The 20,738-nt window shown below is 67.3% G+C and carries 19 protein-coding genes; 10 read left to right on the plus strand and 9 right to left on the minus strand.

Going from position 1 to position 20,738, the window contains the following annotated elements; genetic code table 11:
- Window positions 1-6: 6 nt before the first annotated feature.
- Genes MB1_RS01650 through MB1_RS01660 form a run of 4 tightly spaced genes read left to right on the plus strand, consistent with a single transcriptional unit; the run spans window position 7 to window position 6,294 of the window.
- Window positions 7-1,461 (plus strand): type I restriction-modification system subunit M, encoded by a 1,455-nt coding sequence (locus tag MB1_RS01650; RefSeq protein ID WP_066903010.1) that lies wholly within the window; start codon window positions 7-9, stop codon window positions 1,459-1,461.
- A complete protein-coding gene (locus MB1_RS01655) occupies window positions 1,458-2,612 on the plus strand; it encodes a restriction endonuclease subunit S (RefSeq protein WP_066903012.1) in 1,155 nt (384 codons plus the stop codon). Before MB1_RS01650 ends, MB1_RS01655 begins: the two co-directional genes overlap by 4 nt.
- Before the next feature lie 34 nt (window positions 2,613-2,646).
- Window positions 2,647-2,931 carry a hypothetical protein gene (locus MB1_RS25475; protein ID WP_157083850.1) on the plus strand — a complete coding sequence of 95 codons (285 nt, stop codon included), beginning with the start codon at window positions 2,647-2,649 and terminating at the stop codon, window positions 2,929-2,931.
- A 9-nt stretch (window positions 2,932-2,940) separates the two neighbouring features.
- Complete coding sequence (locus tag MB1_RS01660; protein WP_066903014.1) at window positions 2,941-6,294, plus strand: DEAD/DEAH box helicase family protein; 3,354 nt, start codon at window positions 2,941-2,943, stop codon at window positions 6,292-6,294.
- 12 nt (window positions 6,295-6,306) lie between these two features.
- On the opposite strand, the gene MB1_RS01665 is transcribed toward MB1_RS01660, so the two are convergent.
- The 5 genes from MB1_RS01665 to MB1_RS01685 form a co-directional block, all read right to left on the minus strand.
- Window positions 6,307-7,092, minus strand: coding sequence for a vWA domain-containing protein (locus MB1_RS01665; protein WP_245649977.1), 786 nt, complete (start codon window positions 7,090-7,092; stop codon window positions 6,307-6,309).
- Between the two features lie 167 nt (window positions 7,093-7,259).
- A complete protein-coding gene (locus MB1_RS01670; protein WP_245649978.1) occupies window positions 7,260-8,156 on the minus strand; it encodes an AAA family ATPase in 897 nt (298 codons plus the stop codon).
- Between the two features lie 66 nt (window positions 8,157-8,222).
- Window positions 8,223-9,335, minus strand: coding sequence for an NDMA-dependent alcohol dehydrogenase (locus tag MB1_RS01675; RefSeq protein WP_066903016.1), 1,113 nt, complete (start codon window positions 9,333-9,335; stop codon window positions 8,223-8,225).
- A gap of 169 nt (window positions 9,336-9,504) precedes the next feature.
- Window positions 9,505-11,337 carry an alpha/beta hydrolase gene (locus MB1_RS01680; RefSeq protein WP_084350614.1) on the minus strand — a complete coding sequence of 611 codons (1,833 nt, stop codon included), beginning with the start codon at window positions 11,335-11,337 and terminating at the stop codon, window positions 9,505-9,507.
- 64 nt (window positions 11,338-11,401) lie between these two features.
- On the minus strand, window positions 11,402-12,940 hold the full coding sequence (locus MB1_RS01685) for an MFS transporter (RefSeq protein WP_084350616.1): 1,539 nt from the start codon (window positions 12,938-12,940) through the stop codon (window positions 11,402-11,404).
- Window positions 12,941-13,032: 92 nt separating this feature from the next.
- Between MB1_RS01685 and MB1_RS01690 the strand changes: the two genes are divergently transcribed.
- Both MB1_RS01690 and MB1_RS01695 read left to right on the plus strand, forming a co-directional pair.
- A complete protein-coding gene (locus MB1_RS01690) occupies window positions 13,033-13,626 on the plus strand; it encodes a TetR/AcrR family transcriptional regulator (RefSeq protein ID WP_066903020.1) in 594 nt (197 codons plus the stop codon).
- Window positions 13,627-13,631: 5 nt separating this feature from the next.
- On the plus strand, window positions 13,632-14,786 hold the full coding sequence (locus tag MB1_RS01695) for an FUSC family protein (RefSeq protein ID WP_066903022.1): 1,155 nt from the start codon (window positions 13,632-13,634) through the stop codon (window positions 14,784-14,786).
- Window positions 14,787-14,819: 33 nt separating this feature from the next.
- On the opposite strand, the gene ykgO is transcribed toward MB1_RS01695, so the two are convergent.
- From ykgO to MB1_RS01715, 4 genes are all read right to left on the minus strand, one after another.
- Window positions 14,820-14,942: a type B 50S ribosomal protein L36 gene (ykgO, locus tag MB1_RS01700; RefSeq protein ID WP_066903024.1), complete on the minus strand. Its 123-nt coding sequence runs from the start codon at window positions 14,940-14,942 to the stop codon at window positions 14,820-14,822.
- A gap of 36 nt (window positions 14,943-14,978) precedes the next feature.
- Window positions 14,979-16,130 carry a GTP-binding protein gene (locus tag MB1_RS01705; protein ID WP_066903026.1) on the minus strand — a complete coding sequence of 384 codons (1,152 nt, stop codon included), beginning with the start codon at window positions 16,128-16,130 and terminating at the stop codon, window positions 14,979-14,981.
- Window positions 16,131-16,229: 99 nt separating this feature from the next.
- On the minus strand, window positions 16,230-17,252 hold the full coding sequence (locus MB1_RS01710) for a CobW family GTP-binding protein (protein WP_245649979.1): 1,023 nt from the start codon (window positions 17,250-17,252) through the stop codon (window positions 16,230-16,232).
- A 54-nt stretch (window positions 17,253-17,306) separates the two neighbouring features.
- Window positions 17,307-18,173, minus strand: a complete 867-nt coding sequence (locus MB1_RS01715) for a LysR family transcriptional regulator (RefSeq protein WP_066903028.1) — start codon at window positions 18,171-18,173, stop codon at window positions 17,307-17,309.
- A 109-nt stretch (window positions 18,174-18,282) separates the two neighbouring features.
- On the opposite strand from MB1_RS01715, the gene MB1_RS01720 reads away from it, so the two are divergent.
- From MB1_RS01720 to MB1_RS01735, 4 genes are all read left to right on the plus strand, one after another.
- Entirely contained in the window at window positions 18,283-18,768 is a 486-nt protein-coding gene (locus MB1_RS01720; protein ID WP_066903030.1) for a carboxymuconolactone decarboxylase family protein, read from the plus strand.
- Window positions 18,769-18,804: 36 nt separating this feature from the next.
- Window positions 18,805-19,161 carry a nuclear transport factor 2 family protein gene (locus MB1_RS01725; protein WP_066903032.1) on the plus strand — a complete coding sequence of 119 codons (357 nt, stop codon included), beginning with the start codon at window positions 18,805-18,807 and terminating at the stop codon, window positions 19,159-19,161.
- A gap of 84 nt (window positions 19,162-19,245) precedes the next feature.
- Window positions 19,246-19,716 (plus strand): DUF4274 domain-containing protein, encoded by a 471-nt coding sequence (locus tag MB1_RS01730; RefSeq protein ID WP_066903034.1) that lies wholly within the window; start codon window positions 19,246-19,248, stop codon window positions 19,714-19,716.
- Between the two features lie 68 nt (window positions 19,717-19,784).
- Complete coding sequence (locus MB1_RS01735; RefSeq protein WP_066903466.1) at window positions 19,785-20,735, plus strand: arsenic resistance protein; 951 nt, start codon at window positions 19,785-19,787, stop codon at window positions 20,733-20,735.
- Window positions 20,736-20,738 lie beyond the last annotated feature (3 nt).

Raw genomic sequence — 20,738 nt, forward strand, 5'->3', positions numbered from 1 at the left:
GCCCGAATGATCACCGGTGACCTGAAGAACAAGATCGATCGAATTTGGGACTCCTTCTGGTCCGGAGGCATCAGTAACCCGATCGAGGTCATCGAACAGATCACCTACCTGCTCTTCATCCGCCGGCTCGACGACGTGCACACCCGCGCCGAGAAGCGCGCCTCGACCATCGGCGGGCCCATTGAGGACCCGGTATTCCTCCCGGGCCAAGAGCACCTGCGGTGGAGCCGCTTCAAGAACGCCGCTCCGGAGGTGATGCACAAGACCGTCGGTGACGAGGTCTTCCCGTTCCTACGCAGGATGGGCGACGGCACGACCTACAGCGATCACATGAAGGACGCTCGGTTCACGATCCCGACCCCAGCGCTGCTGTCGAAGGTCGTCGACATGCTCGACGACATTCCGATGGACAATCGCGACACCAACGGCGACCTGTACGAATACCTGCTGTCCAAGATCGCCAGCGCTGGTGTCAATGGCCAGTTCCGCACACCACGGCACATCATCCAAGCGATGGTGCAGATGACGGCGCCGAAGCCCCAGGACGAGATCTGCGATCCGGCCTGCGGTACGGCCGGCTTCCTGGTCGCCGCCGGCGAGTACGTCCGCGATACGCACAAGGACGCTCTGCTGGTCGAGGACTCACGCAATCATTTCAACCGCTCGATGTTCCACGGTTACGACTTCGACTCCACCATGCTGCGCATCGGCAGTATGAACATGCTGCTCCACGGCGTGGAGGCTCCTGACATTCGCTACCGCGACTCGCTCTCCGAGGGCGCGAGCGAGGACGCCGAGAAGTACACCCTGATCCTGGCCAACCCGCCGTTCGCGGGCTCCCTCGACTACGAGTCCACTTCCAAAGACTTGCAGCGGGTGGTCAAGACCAAGAAGACCGAACTACTCTTCCTCGCCCTGTTCCTCAAGCTGCTCAAGCCGGGCGGACGAGCGGCGGTCATCGTTCCCGACGGGGTGCTGTTCGGATCCAGCACTGCGCACAAGGCGCTCCGAAAGATATTGGTCGAGGATCAGAAGCTCAACGCGGTGGTCAAGCTGCCGAGCGGTGTCTTCCGTCCATACGCCGGTGTCTCCACCGCGATCCTGTTCTTCACCAAGACCAACTCCGGCGGCACCGACGACGTGTGGTTCTACGACGTCCGAGCCGACGGCTTCTCCCTCGATGACAAGCGCAACCCGATCGAGGCGAACGACTTGCCCGACCTACTCGCCCGCTGGAAAAATCGCGGAGCCGAGTCAGAACGAACCCGCACGGAGCAGTCCTTCCTTGTGCCGAAGGCCGACATCGTCGCCCAGGAATACGACCTATCCTTGAACCGCTACAAAGAAGTGGTTTACGACGAGGTCGAGCACCGTCAGCCGCTAGATATCATTGCTGACATCGAGGAACTGCAGGACGAGATCTCGAAGGGGCTCGTTGATCTGAAGGCGATGCTGTCGTGAAGCAATTTGCGCTCGGTGAACTTATCGGGCCAGCGAAGACGTTGCGAGCCGGAAACAGCGTTTACCCCGTGCTCTCTATGACGATGCACGAGGGACTTGTTGATCAGGAACGCAGATTCAAGAAACGGATAGCAAGCTCTGACCTGTCCGAGTACAAGGTCGTTCGCCGAAGTCAATTGGTAGTTGGATTCCCCATTGACGAAGGCGTCCTCGACTTTCAAGAACTTTACCCCGAAGGAATCGTCAGCCCCGCATACGGCATCTGGGACATTCTGGATGACCGACACGTCGATCGCCGCTATCTGAAGCTTTTTCTCCGCTCACCTCAAGCCCTCGCCTACTACAAAGCAAAGCTGCGGGGGAGCACAGCCCGACGACGGTCGCTACCGAACCCCATCTTCCTGGCGCAGCCGATACCGCTCCCACCCCTCCCCGAGCAGCGCCGCATCGCCGCGATCCTCGACCACGCCGATGCCCTCCGCGCCAAGCGCCGCCAAATCCTCACCCGCCTCGAAACCCTCGCCCAGTCGATCTTCCACGACATGTTTAGGGAACTTGAGGCTGACAAGCCTCTCGGTCAAGTCGCAAAGATCCAGGGTGGGCTGCAGGTCTCAGCGAAGCGGGTTGCCCTGCCGGTGGAGGTCCCCTACCTCAGGGTTGCGAACGTCCACAGGAACAAGCTTGACCTCACCGAAGTAAAGAGCCTACGAGGTACGGTCAGCGAGGTCAGTAGAACCCAACTGACGGATGGCGATCTTCTATTCGTCGAAGGGCACGCCAATCCAAACGAAGTCGGTCGAGTAGCGGTCTGGACCGGCGCGATTCCCGGATGCGTTCACCAAAATCACCTCATCCGGGCCAGGCTCAACCGCGAATTTATTAATCCAGCTTTCGCCACCTATTGGTTCAACTCGGAAAGGGGCGCCCAACACTTCCGCAGGGCAGGCAAGACTACATCGGGTTTGAACACGATAAGCGCATCCACGGTGCGGTCCGCGCCGACTCCACTGCCTAGTATCAGATCGCAGATGGAATTCGCGCGCAGCATAGACCAGATAGGGAGGCAGCGGGCCGTTGAGATTTCCGCGAGCGAGGCGACGAACGACCTGTTTACTTCCCTCCAGGCCCGCGCCTTCCGGGGTGAACTGTAGGTCATGTCCGTCGAATTGCGGAGGTGACGCATAGATGGCACAAGCCGCGTCCACCCGCAGAAGTCGCGATGCCCGCGGAGAAAGGACCCGCACCGGTTCTGGAGCGCTTACCGTCACCTTGGGTGGCTTCGGTGTTCTGGTCGAAGCGCCTCCCTTCTTCAAGCTACAAATCCGACAGCTCCTTCCCGCGCAACACACATCTCGGACCACAGCACATTCAGTCGTGTTCACCAACCAGAACAGTGCTTGCCGGCTGCGGCAGGAGTTTACTCTGGAACGGCTCACTCGCCATTTTCATCTCGACGACGAAGGTGCGTGACTGAACCCGATGGGCAACTTCGCTTTCGTACACCGAACGCTGCCATCAGCGTATGAGGACTGTGCACGGGCGGAGTCCTACCTGGTGTCCGACCCTCGTACGGCCTGCTTCTACAGCCGCCGCGCCGTCGAAGTTCTTGTCGGATATCTCTATGACGTCCTGTCACTGCCGCCGCCTTACCGCAACGACCTGGCCGCGAAAATCAACGCTGCCGGTTTCAAGGCGAAGGTGCAGCCGGACATCATCCGGAAGCTGACGGTCATCCGGAAAATCGGGAACGCGGCCGTTCACGAGAACGGGCGCATCCGCCCGGATGTCCCGCAGCAGGTTCTACGCGAGCTTCTTCACGTCATGGTGTGGGCCTCCTTCCATCACTCTCCGCACCCGGACATCGTGCCGTTGCAGGCACGGTTCGATCCGGCCCTTGCTGCCAAGGCTGCGCCGCTGTCGCGGGAGCAGGTCGATCAGCTCGCCAAGCAGTTCCGAGAACGGGACGAGGCGCGGGCGCGCGAACTGGCCGAGAAGGACGAGGCGCTCGCCGCACATCAAGCGCAGATCGTTGAATTGCAGCAACAGATCGCAACTGCGCAAGCGCTGGCGGCCCCCGATACGCGCGACTACAACGAGTCGGACACCCGCGAGCTGGTCATCGATGTGCTGTTGCAGGAGGCGGGGTGGGTGCTCGACCAGAAACGTGATTGCGAATATGAGGTCACGGGCATGCCGAGCCCGGGCGGCAAGGGGAAAGTCGACTACGTGCTCTGGGGAGCGGACGGTCGCCCGCTGGCCCTCATCGAAGCCAAACGCACCTCCAAGTCTCCGGAAGTCGGTCGGCAGCAAGCGAAGCTCTACGCCGACTGCCTCGAGGCACAGTTCGGCCGCCGACCGGTCATCTTCTACACCAACGGCTACGAACACCGCATCTGGGACGACACCGGGGGCTACCCGCCTCGCGACATCCAAGGGTTCTACACCCGTGACGAGCTCGAACTACTCGTCCAACGGCGTCAGAGCAAACAGCCGCTACCTACCGAATCGGTCAACACCGAGATCGTCGGGCGCCCCTACCAGGCGCGAGCCATCAAGGCGGTAGCCGATGCCTTCGACCAGAAACAGCGCGAGGCGCTGCTGGTGATGGCCACCGGATCGGGGAAGACTCGCACCACCATCGCCCTGGTGGACCTGCTGCAGAAGGCAAATTGGGTCAAACGGGTGCTATTCCTCGCCGACCGTACCGCCCTGGTAAACCAGGCCGTCAACGCGTTCAAACAACACCTGCCCGGGTCAACAACCGTCAACCTGCTCACTGAGAAGGGGGTCGACGGTCGGGTCTACGTCTCCACCTACCCGACGATGATGAATGCGATCAACGAGTTCGATGGCACGGAAAGACGTTTCGGGCCCGGATACTTCGATCTGGTGGTTATCGACGAGGCGCATCGGTCGGTGTACGCCAAGTACGGTGCGATCTTCGAGTACTTTGATTCGCTGCTCGTCGGCCTGACTGCCACCCCGAAGGACGAGGTGGACCACAACACCTACCGCCTGTTCCACCTCGAAGACGGCGTCCCCACCGACAGCTACCCGCTCGACGAGGCGGTCGCTTCCGGCTATCTCGTCCCGCCCAAGGGTATCGCCGTCGGCACGACGTTCCTGCGGTCCGGCATCACCTACGACGATCTCACCGACGAAGAAAAGGAACAGTGGGACGCGCTGGACTGGGGCGAAGACGGGCCACCGACGGAGGTCGGCGCCGAGGAGATCAACCGCTTCCTCTTCAACGAAGACACCGTCGACAAGGTCTTGGCGCACCTCATGCTCGGCGGGCACAAGGTGGCCGGCGGGGATCGCCTCGGGAAGACGATCATCTTCGCGAAGAACCAGGCGCATGCGGAGTTCATCGCCACCCGCTTCGACGTCGCCTACCCGGAACTGGCCGGCAGCTTCGCCCGGGTGATCACCCATGGCACGCCTTACGCGCAGAGCCTGATCGACGACTTCTCGGTCGCGGACAAGGCCCCGCATATTGCCATCAGCGTCGACATGCTCGACACCGGGATCGACGTACCCGAGATCGTCAACCTGGTGTTCTTCAAGTTGGTTCGGTCCAAGTCGAAGTTCTGGCAGATGATCGGCCGCGGGACCCGGCTGTGCCCCGATCTGTTCGGCCCCGGCCAGGACAAGCACGACTTCTACGTTTTCGACTTCTGCCAGAATCTCGAGTACTTCCGTCAAAACCTCCCCGGCACCACCGGAAGCACCCAAAAATCGCTCGGGCAACGTCTCTTCGAAGCTCGCGCCGGTCTTGCCGTTGCCCTCGGCGACTCCGAACCGGAGCTGCGCGCAGATACCGTGGAGAAGCTGCGGGAGATAACCGCAGGCATGAACCTGGACAATTTCATTGTCCGCCCGCACCGCCGTGTAGTGGAGAAGTACTCCACCCCGGATGCCTGGGCGACGCTCACCCCCGAGGATTCGGACGCTATCCGTGAACTCGCGGGGTTGCCGTCCACCCTTCGCGATGACGACGAGGAGGCCAAGCGCTTCGACCTGCTGATCTTGCGCCGTCAGCTGGCCCAGTTGCAGGGCGACGCCGTGCAGGCGGAGCAAATCCGCGAGCGTGTGCAGCACATCGCATCGTCGCTGCTGGGGAAGACTACGATCCCCGGCGTTGCTGCGCAGGCAGAGTTGCTGGAGGCCCTCAACGGCGAAGAATGGTGGGTCGACGTGACTCTCCCGATCCTTGAGCAGGCCCGCCGTAAGCTCCGCTCCCTGGTGCGATTCACCGACAAGGTGCGCCGCAATCCGGTCTACACCGACTTCGAGGACACCCTCCAAGAGGCAACGCACATCTCACTGCCCGGTGTGACACCCGGGACCGACTTCGAGCGTTTCCGTGCCAAGGCCGAAGCCTACCTGCGTGAACACCTCGACAACCTGGCCCTCCAACGGTTGCGTCGCAACAAGCAACTCACTGCGGATGATCTGAGCGAATTGGAGCAGATGCTGGTCGCAGCGGGAGGCAAGAACATCGACATCGCCTGGGCCAACGAACGTGGGGGCGGGCTGGGACTCTTCGTCCGCAATCTGGTCGGCCTCGATCGCGATACCGCTCGTGAGGCGTTCGAACGCTACCTCGACGACACTACGTTCTCCGCCGATCAGATTCGGTTCGTCAGCCTCATCGTCGACGAACTCACCAAGAACGGCGTGGTGGATCCCGCGCGCCTCTTCGAATCCCCGTACACCGATTACGCACCCACCGGCCCCGACCACGTCTTTCCGGACACCGATGTGAACGCCATCGTCGGCACTTTGCGGAACATCAAAGGTACGGCGATACCGGGGGATGTCGCCTCGTAGCCAAGCCAGCGCTCAGGCACCGAGTAGCCGCTCCAGGACCGCCGGCAGGTCGCGGATCGACTCGAGCGACCCCACCCGGGCGCCGACGCGGGCACCGAAGGCACGGGCCTCCTCGTCGTCCGACGCCGGGGCGATGATGCGCAGTTCGTCGATACCGCGGGCGGCGGGCAGCGGGTCGATGTCGTCGGTGACGCGGCAGTCCGACAGCAGCACCACGATCCGGCGGGTCGCGCGCGCTCGGTCGAGCTGGACGCGGGCGGCGCGGCATGCTGCATCGAGCGAGGTCACCCCGTGTCCGCGCAATCCGAGGACCCGGTCGACGACGGTGGCAGGGCTCGCCGCGGCGCCGATATCGAGCAGCACCTCGCAGCGCCGGTCGAAGGCGATCACCGACAGTTCGGTACCGGTCTGCTCCGCCCGCAGCGCGCAGGCGGCAGCCGCCATCGCGGCGGTCGCCAACCGGCTGCCCTCCATCGACCCGGACCGGTCGAGCAGCAGGCAGACCGCGCTGCGCGGCTTGCGCCAATGCCGCGACCACAGCTCGTCGACCGCGGGCGCCCGGTTCTGCGCCCGCGCATCGGCGATCTGCTCGATCGACGCGTCGATGTCGATATCGCCGCCGAGGTCCGCGCGCACCGACTCGAGCTTCGCGGCGCCGGACCCCGACCGGGCACCGACGCGCGCCCGGTCGAGGATCAGCCGGGGTACCAGCGCACTGACCCGCTTGCGCAGATCGACATCGGTCGCCCTGCGCATCCGCATCAGCAGCGCCAACGCGTCGTCGGGATCGTCGGCCAACGCCTCGGCCAGCGCGTCCTCGTCGAGTTCCCCGACCTCCGGGGAGATTTCGACGAACCGTGGATGCCGCGAGAGTTCCGATCGCGGCGCGGTGGAATCACGCCGGGGGCGGCGTTGCTGCTGCCGGTCGGCGTCGGAGGGTCCGCCCGCCCCGGGTGAGGGCGGGCTCAGATTTCCCCCGAGCCACTCCCCTCGGCGGATTCGCTTGCGGATTCCTCGGATTCGTCCGAAGGCGGCGGCCCGAAGATGTCCGTGTAAAGCTGCTCGATGATCTGTTCGGCACTGCGCTGCGCCGACTCCTCCACCCGCACCCGACCACTCAGGGCCACCCGGGCGGCGTCGAGGCCGACGAACCAGTCGTCGGCCGGGACCTGCCGGGCCTTCGCCAAATGGTGTGTGATGGAAGCGAAGTCGATCGCGCCGCGCACCGAGGAGCCGAAGCGCAGGTCCGGGTGCTCGCGGGTGGCACGCACCAGCTCCACCGCCTGCCGACCCCACTGCGCGGACGGCACCGGCGCCCGGCCGGTGACGATCTGCTGTTCGGCTTCGGCGGACTGGTAGTCCATGGCGATCCGGCAGACCCGGTCGTAGATCGCCCCGGAGACGCGCGCGGTTCCGACGGCGTCGAACGGATTCATCGCCGCCACAACGGCAAATCCCTCGGCGGCCCGCACCACGCCGAGGCGCGGGACGGCAATCTCGCGTTCCGACATCACCGCCAGCAGGGTGTTGAGGGTTTCCTCGGGCACCCGGTTGAGCTCCTCGACGTAGAACAGCCCGCCCTCGCGCATCGCGGTCAGCAGCGGTCCGTCGACGAAGATCTCCGGGTCGTACCCACGGGCGAGGACCTGCGCCGGGTCGAACTGGCCGACCACGCGGGCCGGGGTCAGCTCGGCATTGCCCTCCACCAGAACGAACGCGGTCGCCAGGTCGCCCGCCACGCGGCGCAGCAACGTCGACTTACCGGTCCCCGGTGGCCCCTCGAGCACGACGTTGGCCCCACCGGCCAACGCCGCCTCGATCAGTTCGGTCTCGCGGGCCCGGTCGACGACCGGGCCCGCCACGTGTTCAACCAATTCGACTCGGTGCTCTCGGTTCAGTGCTCGGAAAGACTCAGTACTCGTGGAGACTCAGTGCTCGTGGACCAGGACGCCGCGAATGTTCTTGCCGTTGAGCAGATCGTCGTAGCCCTCGTTGATCTGATCGAGGGTGTACGTCTTGGTGACCAGCTCGTCGAGCTTGATATCGCCGGACTGGTAGAGCCCGAGGATGCGCGGGATATCGACGGTCGGGTTGCAGTCGCCGAAGAGGCTGCCGCGAACCTCCTTGCGCCACAGCGTCATGATGGAACCGGAGAGGTTGACACTCATCTCCTCCATCTTGTTCAGGCCGGTCAGCACCACGATGCCGCCCTTGCCGACCGAGTCGAAGCCGCCCTGGACGATCTCGGCGGTCATCAGGCCGGGGGTCAGGATGGCGGAGTCGGCCATCTGCCCGCGGGTCAGGTCGGTGATGGTCTGCATCGCTTCTTCGTTGGTGGCGAAGGCGTGCGTCGCACCGAGTTCCATCGCCTTCTCGCGCTTATTGGGCAGCGGGTCGATCGCGATGACGTTCTTCGCGCCGGCCAGCGCGGCGCCCTGGACGGCGTTGATGCCGATACCGCCGATACCGGCGACCACGACGGTGTCACCGGCCTTGACGCCGGCGGTGTTGACGGCGGCACCCCATCCGGTGGGGACGCCGCAGCCGACGAGGACCGCCTTGTCGAGCGGCAGATCGTCGTCCACCTTGACGCAGGAGTTCTGGTGGATCAGGCCGTACTGGCTGAACGTGCCGAGCATGCACATCGCGCCGTAGTTGCCCTTGGGCCCGGTCGCGGGCCAGTGCTCGCCGGGCAGGTAGCCCTCGAGGATGGTGGCGCCCATGTCGCAGATCGACTGGCGGCCGGTGGCGCAGTAGCGACAGACACCGCAGTTCGGGATGAACGAACAGACGACGCGGTCGCCCGGCTTGACGCGGGTGACGCCCGGGCCGACTTCCTCGATGACGCCCGCGCCCTCGTGGCCGAGGATCATCGGCAGGCGGCCGGGCAGGTCGCCGTGGGCGATGTGGATGTCGGAGTGGCACAGCCCGCCGTACAGGTAGCGGATCAGCACCTCACCCTCGCGCGGCTTGTCGAGTTCGAGTTCCTCGATCTCGATCGGCTTGCCGAATTCGTAGACAACGGCGGCCTTGGTCTTCATGTGCTCTCCTGCGCATCGACGGGCGGGTGGTGATACCCACCACAGTGTCTCCGGATCGCCCGTTCGGGTGTTCAGAATCTGCACACGCACAAGAAACTGGGATGAATCCACCGCGCCCGTCCGGCCGGTTGCTCTGGTCGAGCGTCCCCAACCGAATCCGACCGGCAGCTCAATCAGCGTGCACGATGTCACGCAGTCGCTGGGTCTTGTCGTCGGTCCAACCGGGCGGTTGCAGCACCGCCGCCCAGGCGTCGGCGACGTCCTTGACGTAGCGGTGGCCGTGCCCGTCCGGGACGTCGACCGCGACGGCCATATCCGCCGACAGCTGCAGAAAGGTCACCACCGGTATCCAGTTCATCCGCGGCGATACGTCGTAGCCGCGCGGTTCCCGCAGCCAGTCGGGTTCGTTGAACAGCAGATCGGGGTTCCACCAGGCGATCGGATCGGAGGCGTGCTGCAGGTAGACCACCCGCGGCTCGTCCCAGTCGACGCCGGCGGGGCTGTTCAGGTCGCCGGCGCGGGCGACGAAGCGCACGTTCGTGCCCTGGTTGTACGTCGGCAGCCACATCGGCGACCCGGGGTCGCGCTCGGAGGTGAGCGTCGTCCAGATCGTGTTGTTGAACGTCGGCCCGGAGAACAGCGCCCCGTCGGTGCGGGCGATCAGGTTGTTCAGCGCCAGGAACGGCGCCTCGCCACCGAACGAGCCGAGGCTCTCACCGAACATCACCACCCGCGGCCGCTCCGCTTCGGGAACGGTGCGCACCAGCGCGTCGACCGCCTCGAACAGCGCCACCCCGGCCTGTCGGGCGTTCTCCTGGTCGACGAGGAAGGACAGCCAACTCGGCAGATAGGAGTACTGCATGGTGACGATCGCGCTGTCGCCGTTGAACATGTACTCGATCGCGGACGCCTCGGCCTCGTTGATCCAGCCGGTGCCGGTGGTCGCGCCGATCGCGACAACCGCGCGATCGAGCCCGCCGGTGCGCTGCAATTCGTTGGCCGCCGCCTGCGCGGCCGCCTCGAGGTCGCCGTCCGGGTCCTTGCCGGCGTAGACGCGGATCGGTTCCATCGCCGGCGACCCGTTGAACTGCGTCAACTCGTCGGTGGTCGGGCCGCCGGTGACGAAGATGCGCCCCTCGCGCCCCAGCGACTCCCAGCTGACCTGCGACTGCGGCCCGCCGGAGCGCAGCGGCGTCGTCGGCGCCCCCGAGTCGGTGGTGTCCTCCTCGTTGACCGCATTGAAGGAGTTGTTGAGGATGTCCATGGCGCCCCGGGCGATCACGCCGTTGATCAGCCCGATCGACAGCATCAACAGCAGACCGACCGCGACGACCCCGGAGACCCGCGGCGGGGCGACCCGTTCCAGCAGTCGCATTATCGCGTCGACGAGCCGGCGGATCCACTGCCCGGCGGTGACGAACACGAAGAACAGCACGATGCCGAGGAGCGCCGCCTGCGGGTAGTTGTACCAGCGCAAATGGGGGACATCCATCAGATCGCGGACGTCGTTCTGCCAGGAGTGGAAGAGGTATTGGCCGGAGCCGATGCCGATCACGCTGACCACCGCCAGCATCAGCCAGGCCCAGCGCGGCGGACTGGGGCTGGTCGCGGCGCCGCGCATGTACTGCACCAGCCAAACACCGAAGACGCCGAACATGTAGCCGATCGCCCCGGCGGAACCGCTGACGATGCCCTGGAAGAGCGGTCCGCGCGGGAGCAATGACGGCGTCAGGGACAGGATGATGAAGACCAGGCCGACCGCGGTGCCGAAGAACGTGTAGTGCGCGGTCCACCACAGTCCGAAGCGGGTGCGGACCGGTCCGCCGAAGGCGCCCCATCGGGTGGCCGCCCCGGGCTCGGAGTCGGCGGCGGGAGCCGCATGGGAGACGGGCGGGGTATCGGGGGCGAGAGCGGCATCGGGGGCGGGAACGGCATCGAAGGCGGGCGGGGTCCCGGCAGCGGGCGCAGGTCCGCGGTCCGGGCCGTTCGCGATCGCCTCCATACCGGTGCTCCCCCCGAATCCGATACGCCGACCACACCGGGACCCGATCGAGCCCGCCAGGACATCATGCCGCTTCGGTCGGCGCCCCGCCGTTGTCACTATTGCCGTCGGCCGCGTCGGCCGGGATGAGCACCGCGGTCAGTACGGCCGCGACCACCATCAGGACCGCGGCGATCGCATAGGCGGCGGCCGCCCCGTCGAGATATCCCTCGATACCTGAACGATCTGCGATCACGGCGAACAGAATCGATCCGAGCGCCGCCACCCCGATCGCCATGCCGATCTGCTGGACCGTATTGAGCAATCCGGACGCCGACCCGACCTCGTGTTCGTCCAAGGAGGCGGTCAGCACGTCGAAGATCGGTCCCATGGCGGTACCCACCCCGACACCGACGATCAGCAGCCCGGGAGCCAGCCACCAGGCGCCCACCGGCCCCACCGTCAGGGTCACGACCAGCACGATCAACCCGACAGCGGCGACGAGGTAGCCCATCAGCAGCTGCCGGCGGCCGCGCGCGATCCGATCGGATGCCTTCATGCCGAGCACCATCCCGGCGGCCATCGGCAGCGACGCGACCGCCGATTCCGTCGGGCTCAGTCCCATCCCGAGCTGCAGGACGACCGCGAGGATGAACGCCGCCGAGGTGAAGGCGGTGAAGAACGCCAGGCTGATCGCCAGCGCGCCGAGGAAGACCTTCTTGCCGAACAGCGACGGCACGACCAGCACGTCCCGGCCGGAGGCGGCGCGGGTGCGCTGCTGCCGGACAAAGATCGCCAGCAGCGCGACGGACCCGACCAGCATGCCGAAGCACCACAACGGCCACCCCAGGTCGCGGCCCTCGACCAGCGGAAAGACCAGCGCGACCAGGGCGAGGACCGCCAGGACGCAGCCGACGAGGTCGATGCGGATCGTGCGGTCGGCCGACGACTCCGGCAGCCGGGTGCGGCCGACGATCAGGCCGATCACCCCGAGCGGGATGCTGATCGCGAAGATGGCGCGCCAGCCGAGTCCGAGGATGTTCGCGTCGACCAGCAGGCCGGCGACGATCGGACCGGCGATCGCCGCGAGCGCCAGGGTGACGCCGAAGATGCCGAAGGCCTTGCCGATCATGTCGCGCGGGACGACGTCGCGGATCAGCCCGAAGGATTGGGGCAGCATCAGCGCGCCGAGCATGCCCTGGGCGAGGCGGGCGGCGAGCAGCATGTCGATGCTGGTCGAGCAGGCGGCGATCACCGAGGTGGCCACGAAGCCCGCCATCCCGATCAGGAAGAGCCGCCGACGGCCGTATCGGTCGCCGAGGCGTCCGCCGATCAACAGACCGCCGGCGAGGCCGAGGGTGTAGATCGCGGAGAGCCATTGCAGGGCGGACTCGCTGCCGCCCAGGTCGTGCAGGATCGACGGGCCGGCGACGGTGGTGACCAGCGAGTCGAGCAGATCCAGGACCTCACCGATCAGGATCGCGGCGAACGCGACCCAGATGACGACGGCGGCCGGTCGGCGTACGACGGGCGCGGGTTGCGCCACGGGGGTGCCGGGGACCCCGTCCGGGGTGTCGGGTCGGGGCTCGTCGAGCACATGGGGTGCTTCCGGTATGTGGGACATGGGGACCTCCTCCACATTGATGCCTAACGTCGTTAGGGCGAACAGCGGCCAGTGTGCTCCTAACACTGTTAGGATGCAAGTAGGATGTTCCGATGAACTCCGCCCGACCGCCGGTCACCCGCGAACGGATCGCCGCCGTCGCCCTGGCCCTCATCGACGCCGAGGGCACCCGAGCGGTCACCATGCGGGCCGTCGGCGAGGCGCTCGGGGTGCGGGCGCCCAGCCTCTACGTGCACGTTCGCGGTCGGGCCGAGATCCTGTCGCTGGCGCACGCCGCGGTGATCCGCGAGATCGGACCGATGCCCGCGACCGGGGACTGGCGGGCGGATCTGCGCGACTTCTACGTGCGGATGCACCGGGTCTTCCTCGCCCACGGCGATATCGCGTCGCTGCAGTTCGGCGCGATTCCGACCTCGCCCGAGTCGTTGGCCGGCTTCGAGGTCGCGATCCGGGCACTGGTCGACTCCGGGCTGCCCAAGGACCTCGCGATGCAGGGCACCGAGCGGCTTTCGCTCTACGTCACCGCCGACGCCTACGAGCGCTGGGAGTTCCGCCGACGCGCCCGGGAGGACGAGGGCGATCCCACCTGGAGCGGCGATGTGCCGATCATCCACGCCGACGCCGACGCCGCCTTCCACTTCGGCCTGGACCTGCTGCTCGGCGGTTTGGCGGAGTTGGCAGGCTGATCGGTATGGACCTGCCACGCCGCTCCACCCCGCAGCCGCCGATGCGGCAACTCGCGCTGCAGGCCTTCGATCTGAGCGAACGCACCGCCCGCCGCGGACGTCAATCGGCGCGGCGCAGCGTCCACCGCTGGCGCCAGCGCGCCTTCCTGCTCGCCCAATGCGCGGTGACCGCCGGCGCGGCCTGGTGGGTGGCGACCGCGTTGATCGGCCATCCCTATCCGTTTTTTGCCGCCGTCGCCGCGATCCTGACCATCGGCCTGTCCTACGGCGAGCGGCTCAAACGCGCGGTACAGGTCGCACTCGGCGTCGCGGTCGGCGTGGGCGTCGGCGAACTCTTCCTGCACATCTTCGGCACCGGCGTCATCCAGGTGGTCGTGGTCTGTCTGGCGTCGATGTCGCTGGCGACGTTGCTCGGGGCCGGGCGCATCCTGACCACCCAGGCGGGGGTGCAGGCGATCATCGTCACGACGCTGCCGGTCGCGATGGTGCCGTCCGGCTTCGGTCGTTGGGTCGACGCGGCCGTCGGCTGTGGTCTGGCGCTCCTGGTCGCCTGGATCGCGCCCGGTTCCCCGGTCCGCAAACCGCTGGCCCTGGCCGCGGAGGTGACCGGCGATGTCGCGAGCACCCTGCGGGCGGCGGCCAAGGCGCTGCGCTCGCGCGACTCGGACGAGGCGGAGGCGGTGCTCACCCGGGCCCGCAGTTCGGAGCATGCGCTCGAACAGCTGGACGAGGCCGCTGCCGAGGGGCTCGCGGTGGTGCGCAGTTCACCGTTCCGGCGGCTCCAGCGCGAGCAGGCGCAGTCCTACGCCGAACTCGCGGTGCCGCTCGACCGGCTGGTGCGCAACCTGCGCGTGCTGGCCCGGCGGGCGGCGGTCGCCTGCTGGCGCGGCCAGGTGGTGCCCGCGTCGTATCTGCGGTTGATGGACGAGGTCGCCGAGGTCACCGAGTTCATGGCCGAGGAGATGGCCGCCGGGCGACTGCCGGTGGCCGCCAAGGCCCGGCTGGTGGTGATCGCCGACCACAGCTCGCACCTGCCGATGGCGCAGACGCTCTCCCCGGTGGTCATCCTGGCCCAGCTGCGCTCGATGCTCGCCGACCTGTTGCAGGTGATCGGCGTCGACAACGCCACCGCCCGCGAGATGATCCCGGACCTGGATTGAGCGGCATCGACGACAGGGAGCCGGTGGGGCGCGTCAGCCCTGACGCGCCTTGAAGCGCGGGTTCTTCTTGTTGATGACGAAGATCCGTCCGCGGCGGCGGACGACCTGCGCGCCGGGCTGATTCTTCAACGAGCGGATGGAGTTGCGCACCTTCATCTGGGTGACCTTTCGGGTGTTGGCGGGGCGTGATCGTCAGTTGTCCGTGGCGAGATCGAGCAGGCCGGGTTGGTCGGCGCGGTCGATGGGGCCGAGCCACGGCTCGAATCCATCCCGGGAGTCGTCCCAGATGCGGCCGCGGGTGTCGAGTTCGTCGTCGGTGAGCAGGCAGCGATGGAAGACCTCTGCGATCGCGGCGCGATCCTCCAGGTCGTCGTCGAGGCCGATGATCGTGATACGGGTCAGCGGCTTCCGGCCTGCCCATCGGCCGGCCGCACCGACGCCGACCTGACCGCCGGCACCGTCCCAGACGCAGACGACGCCGGGCCGGGTGGGCAGCCAGAAGCACCCTCGTGACCGCCGCGGACCGCTGCCGAGGACGGCGAGTTCGTCGTAGAAGCGCCGCGGGTGCAGCGGTCGATCCGACCGCAGATCGAGTCGCCACACTCCGCCGGGCGGCAGCGGGGGAAGCGCACCGCGGCGGACCTCGCCGACCCAGTCCTCGGCCGACCGGAATCCGTGGACCCCGGCGGCGAGGGTCGCCGCGTCGAGCATCGACGGATCGGTGACGACGGGCACCTCGGGTCGCGCCAATGTGCGCAGCAATGCCAGCTCATCGGGATCGGGAGCCTCGGTTGCGCAGACGACGTCCGCGTATTCGACCATCGCCCCGGCGACCTCGGCCAGACCCCGTTCGTCGTCGTCGGACGTCGCCCACCCGCGTTCGCGGAGCAGGTCTTCACCCAGGAGATCCTCGGCGACGGTGGCCCCGTCGAGCGCCACCACAACCGCGGCGATGCCGGCGTGCGGGGCATCGCGCGGCGACCAGGCCAGGACGCGGCAAACCTGCCGGGCGTCGGCCGCCACGGGAAGGCACGCCACGATGGCCGACCAGCGGCCGGAGGAGGCCAGGCGTTCCAGCGCGGGAACGATGTCCTCGCGAATCGCGCACGAGACGCAGGCGTGCGCCAGGTCGAGTTCCTCGCGCTCGAGGATTCCGGTGACATCGCTGACGATCCTGGTCAGAATCCGGCGTTCGGTGTCGATCGTGTGGCGCACGGCCACCGCGTCGGGCAGACCGAGGTGCAGCGAAATGGCCGCCGACCCCATGGCTCCCTCGCGCACTCCACTGACGAGAATCACCGGAACCACCCCCGGTTGCAGGGGTGTCGGGATCGCGGGTGTCATCGATGGCCTCCTCGGGGTTCGACCGATTCGCTAACGATAACAGTTTTCATTAAGGGGAGGCGGACGGGCCCCTCATCGCCCGGGCCGGCCGGATCAGCTCTACGCCGTCACGTACCGTTCGAGCCGCTCGAGGGCTCGCCGGTCGGCGCGTCCCGCGGGCGTCAGCGCCGTGTTCATCCGCTCGCGGGCGGCATCGGTGTCGAGGCCGACACCGATGGCGACCAGGCGACTGGCCGAGGGCGCGGCCGGAAGCCGTTGGGCGTGGACGCGCGGGCCGACCACGTGGACGACGTAGCCGCGGCGGGAGCGACCGACGTCGACCCCGACCGTCCCTTTCATCCGGTAGGCGCCGCCGGGCGGATCCTCGAGCAGGTCGATCAGCGCGGCCGGATCGATCGGACCGGGAGATTCCGCGGTCACCGAGTCGGCGTGCGCGTGCTCGGAATCGCCGTCATCGTGCGCCCGGTCCTGCTCGTGCCGGTGCGAACGCAGCAGCGCGGCGATCGGCAGCTCGTCCACCGGATCGTGCGGCGTCGCCACGTCGAAGAACAGTGTCGGGTCGATGCGGCCGCGGGCGATCGGGAGCACGTGCACCATCGGGTTGACCTCGCGGATGCGCGCCTCGATGCGGGCGAGCTGGTCGTCGCGCGTGTCGGCGTCGAGCAGGTCGCACTTGTTGACGACGATCAGCGTCGCGACCTGGAAGCGGACCGGCGGGGTGCCACCCCCGTCGACGGTGTCGAAGTAGTTGACCGCATCCACCACATCGACCAGCCCACCGGGCCGCACCGTCTCGACGTCGCTGTGGCGAATCATGGTGGCCAACAGTCCCGGTTCGGCGATCCCGCTGGCCTCCACGATGATCGCGTCGAGCGCCAGCCGCGGGTGGGACAGGCGCTCGAGCGCGTCGTCGAGACCACTGACGTCCTCGAGGTGGCAGAGGCATCCACCGGTGATCGTGTCGATATGGTCGACCTGGCCGGAGATCAGCCCGGCGTCGACGTTGACCGAGCCGAAGTCGTTGACGATCACTCCCACTCGGCTTCCCGGCCGCAGCAGAAGGTGGTTGAGAAGCGTCGTTTTTCCCGCCCCGAGATAGCCGGTCAGGGCGATGACCGGCACCCGCCATCCACTCCGCACGATGCTCAACACTAGCGGCGCCCGCGGCGACCGGCTTCAGCCGGCGTGCAGCAGATCGAGCAGAGCCCGCGCGGCATGGCCGGGTCGCTGCCGCCACACGATGCCCAGCCGCGAGCGGGCCCGCTCGTCCGCGATCGGCAGGGCTACAACGTCGTTCCAGTCCCGGGCGGTGGTCGAGCTGACCACCCCGACACCGAGCCCCCGCAGGGTCAGCATCTCCACGAACGCCGGGGTGGCGACCTCCCAGCGCGGCTCCACCCGGGCATCGGCGCGGGCGAGCAGCCCGTCGAGGGCCGCGCGGGCGCCGGTACCGCGGGTGAGGGCGATCAGATCGGCGCCGGAGAGCTCGGTGGGCGTGATCGAGCTGCGCGCCGCCCACGGATGACCGCGCGCGACCAGGGCGACCAGCGGATCGTCGACGATGATCCGGCTCTCGACCCCCTCCGGCGTCCGATCGGTCCACGCCGCGACCGCCACATCGACCGACCCGTCCCGGACCTGCGCGAGCAGTTCCTCGGAGGTGCCCTCGTGCAGCCGGATGTCGACGCCGGGGTGGGCGGTATGCAGGTTCGCCAGCGCTTCGAACAGATTCGGCCAGGTCAGACCGGTGACGGTGCCGATCCGCAGCGACCCGACCACCAGGCCTCGAATGTCGTTGGCGACGCCGGTCACGTCCTCGACTGCGGCGATCGCCGCCCGCGCGTAGGGCAACAGGCGCTCCCCGGCCGGCGTGGGGACCACCCGGCGGGCGGATCGGTCGATCAGGGCGAGGCCCAGTTCGCGTTCGAGCTTCTGGATCTGGGTGCTCACCCCGGACTGGCTGATCCGGACCGCCTCCGCCGCGGCGGTGAAGGTGCCCTCGTCGACAACCGCCACGAAGTACCGCAGCTGATGCAGTTCCATAACTGACAAGAATAGTTGGCATCGGAACCAACTGTTGGACAGATAGTGGCCGACGGACGAGTCTGGGTGACAGGCAAGGAGCACACACCCACTCTCGAAGGAACCGACCATGACCTGCACCGCCGACTCGACCGTCGGGATCTTGACCCGCCTCGATATCGACACCGCGGCACCTACTTTCAGCCGCGCCCTCGCGTCTCTCGACGCCGCCGCGACCAAGGAACTCGACCGCGCGCATATCGAATCCGGTCTGCGCGAACTGGTGCGGCTGCGCGCCTCGCAGATCAACGGCTGCGCCTACTGCGTCTCCGAGCACACCCGCGACGCCCTCGAAGCCGGTGAGCCGATCGGACGTGTTGCCGCGGTGGCGGTCTGGCGCGAGTCGCCCTTCTTCACCGCCCGCGAGCGCGCCGCCCTCGCTTTGACCGATTCGATGACCCGGGTCGCGGATACCCATGTGTCCCATGCGGATTGGGCTGCCGTCTCCGCCCACCTGAGCCCGCCCGAGCTCAGCGCCCTGGTGGCGCTGATCGTCGTGATCAACGCGTGGAACGCGGTGGGCGTGACCACCCGCGCCTGGACCCCCACCCTCTGACTCCCCGCACCCCGTACGTCGCCGAAAGGAATCATCATGAGCACCAACGAGATCACTCGCCACGCCGCGACCACCTACTTCGACGCCTGGCGCACCCGCGACTTCGACCTGCTGCGCACCGTGCTCGACCCGAACGTCGAGTTTGTCGGCGTCCTCGGCGTCGCCACCGGCGCCGACGCCTGCATCGCCGGCCTGAAGGGCATGTCCGAGTCGATCATGACCGACCTGACCCTGCACGCCCGCGTGGTCGACGGGGCGGACGCGATCACCTGGTTCGATCTGCACACCGCGACCACCCCGCCGATCCCCACCGCCAACTGGAGCCACGTAGAGAACGGACTGATCACCACTATTCGGGTTACCTTCGACCCGCGCCCCCTCTTCGCCGACTAACCGCAGCACCCGAAGCCGGCCGCGCGAAACGGTTGTCGCAAACGCGAACCCGCGCGTTCACCGACGTCTGCCATCATGCGAACCATGTCCGTGGACAACGACTGGCAGCCCGTCGTCATCGAGTACCTGGCCACCGCCACCCCGCAGCAGAAGCACTACTTCGTGCTGCGAACGAACTACGACGACCTCGAGGATTCGCCGATCGTGGCCACCCTCATCGACGATCCGTCCCTGGACGCGGCGACCGCCCAGGCGCTGTTCTGGTTGCTCGGCGGCGGGGCCCACTGGTTCGAGCTCGGCGGCGAGTCGGAGGACCCCGAAGTCCTCACCCTGACCACGTTGCGCGATCGCCTGATCACCGGGTTCTACCGTGGATCCGGGCTCGCCTTCGATCCGCGCGACGACGAGGGGCACGACTGGGTCGCGGAGTACGGCCCGCTGCCCGACAACGCCGCCCCGCAGTTGGTGCACCCGCACCCGGGGGCCGAGCTGGGAGCCGACGACTTCGACGACTACCTCGACGGCCTCCCCGTGGACGTCTACGACCGGCTCTGAGCCCGGGCGGATCGCACGATCCGCCCGAATCGACCGCCACACGATAGGTTTCCCCGGTGGTCGAACGCATGGAACGCCATCAGGTGGCGCTGTACGTCCTGGCGATCGCGCTGGGCGGTGTCCTCGGATTGGCGGTTCCGTCCGCCGGTTCGACGCTCGAACACCTGATCAACCCCGCGCTCGCCGCCCTGCTCTACGTGACGTTCCTGCAGGTCCCGGCGCGGACTCTGCTGGCGGCACTGCGCGACGGCCGGTTCATGGCGGCGATCGTGGTGATCAACTTCGTGGTGGTGCCCGTGGTCGTCGCCGCGATGTTCGTGCTGCTGCCCGCGGACCAGGCGATCCGCATCGGTTTCCTGTTGGTGCTGCTGTGCCCGTGCGTCGACTACGTCATCGTCTTCAGCGGCCTCGCCGGCGGTGACAGCCAGCGGCTACTGGCAGCGACGCCGGTGCTGCTGCTCGCGCAGATGGCGCTGTTGCCGCTGTTCCTGCTGCTCTTCCTCGGCTCGGATCTGGCCGGGATCGTCGAGGTGGGGCCGTTCGTCGAGGCGTTCATCGTGCTGATCGTCATCCCGCTGGCCCTGGCCTGGGGTACCCAGTGGTGGGCGGCGCGGCATCCGTCCGGCGAGCGGCTCTCGGCCGGGGCGTCGACGACGATGGTGCCGCTGATGATGCTGGTGTTGGCGATCGTCGTCGCCTCGCAGCTGCCGAAGATCGACGACAGCCTCGGCCAGGTCGCGCGGGTGGTGCCGCTCTACGTGCTGTTCCTGGTGGTGATGGCGGGCACCGGGCTACTGGTGGGCCGATCCTTCGCGCTCGACGTCCCGGCCCGCCGCGCGGTGATCTTCTCCGGCGCCACCCGCAACTCGCTGGTGGTGCTCCCCCTGGCCCTGGCGCTGCCCGCCGGCCTCGAGCTCGCCGCCGCCGTCGTGGTCACCCAAACCCTGGTCGAGGTCCTCGGCATGGTGATCTACGTCAGGGTGGTCCCCCGCTTGGTCCCCGCCCGGCTGCAGCCCTAACGC

Origin of the sequence: Millisia brevis NBRC 105863 (assembly GCF_001552615.1) — a bacterium.
GTDB classification, from domain to species: domain Bacteria; phylum Actinomycetota; class Actinomycetes; order Mycobacteriales; family Mycobacteriaceae; genus Millisia; species Millisia brevis.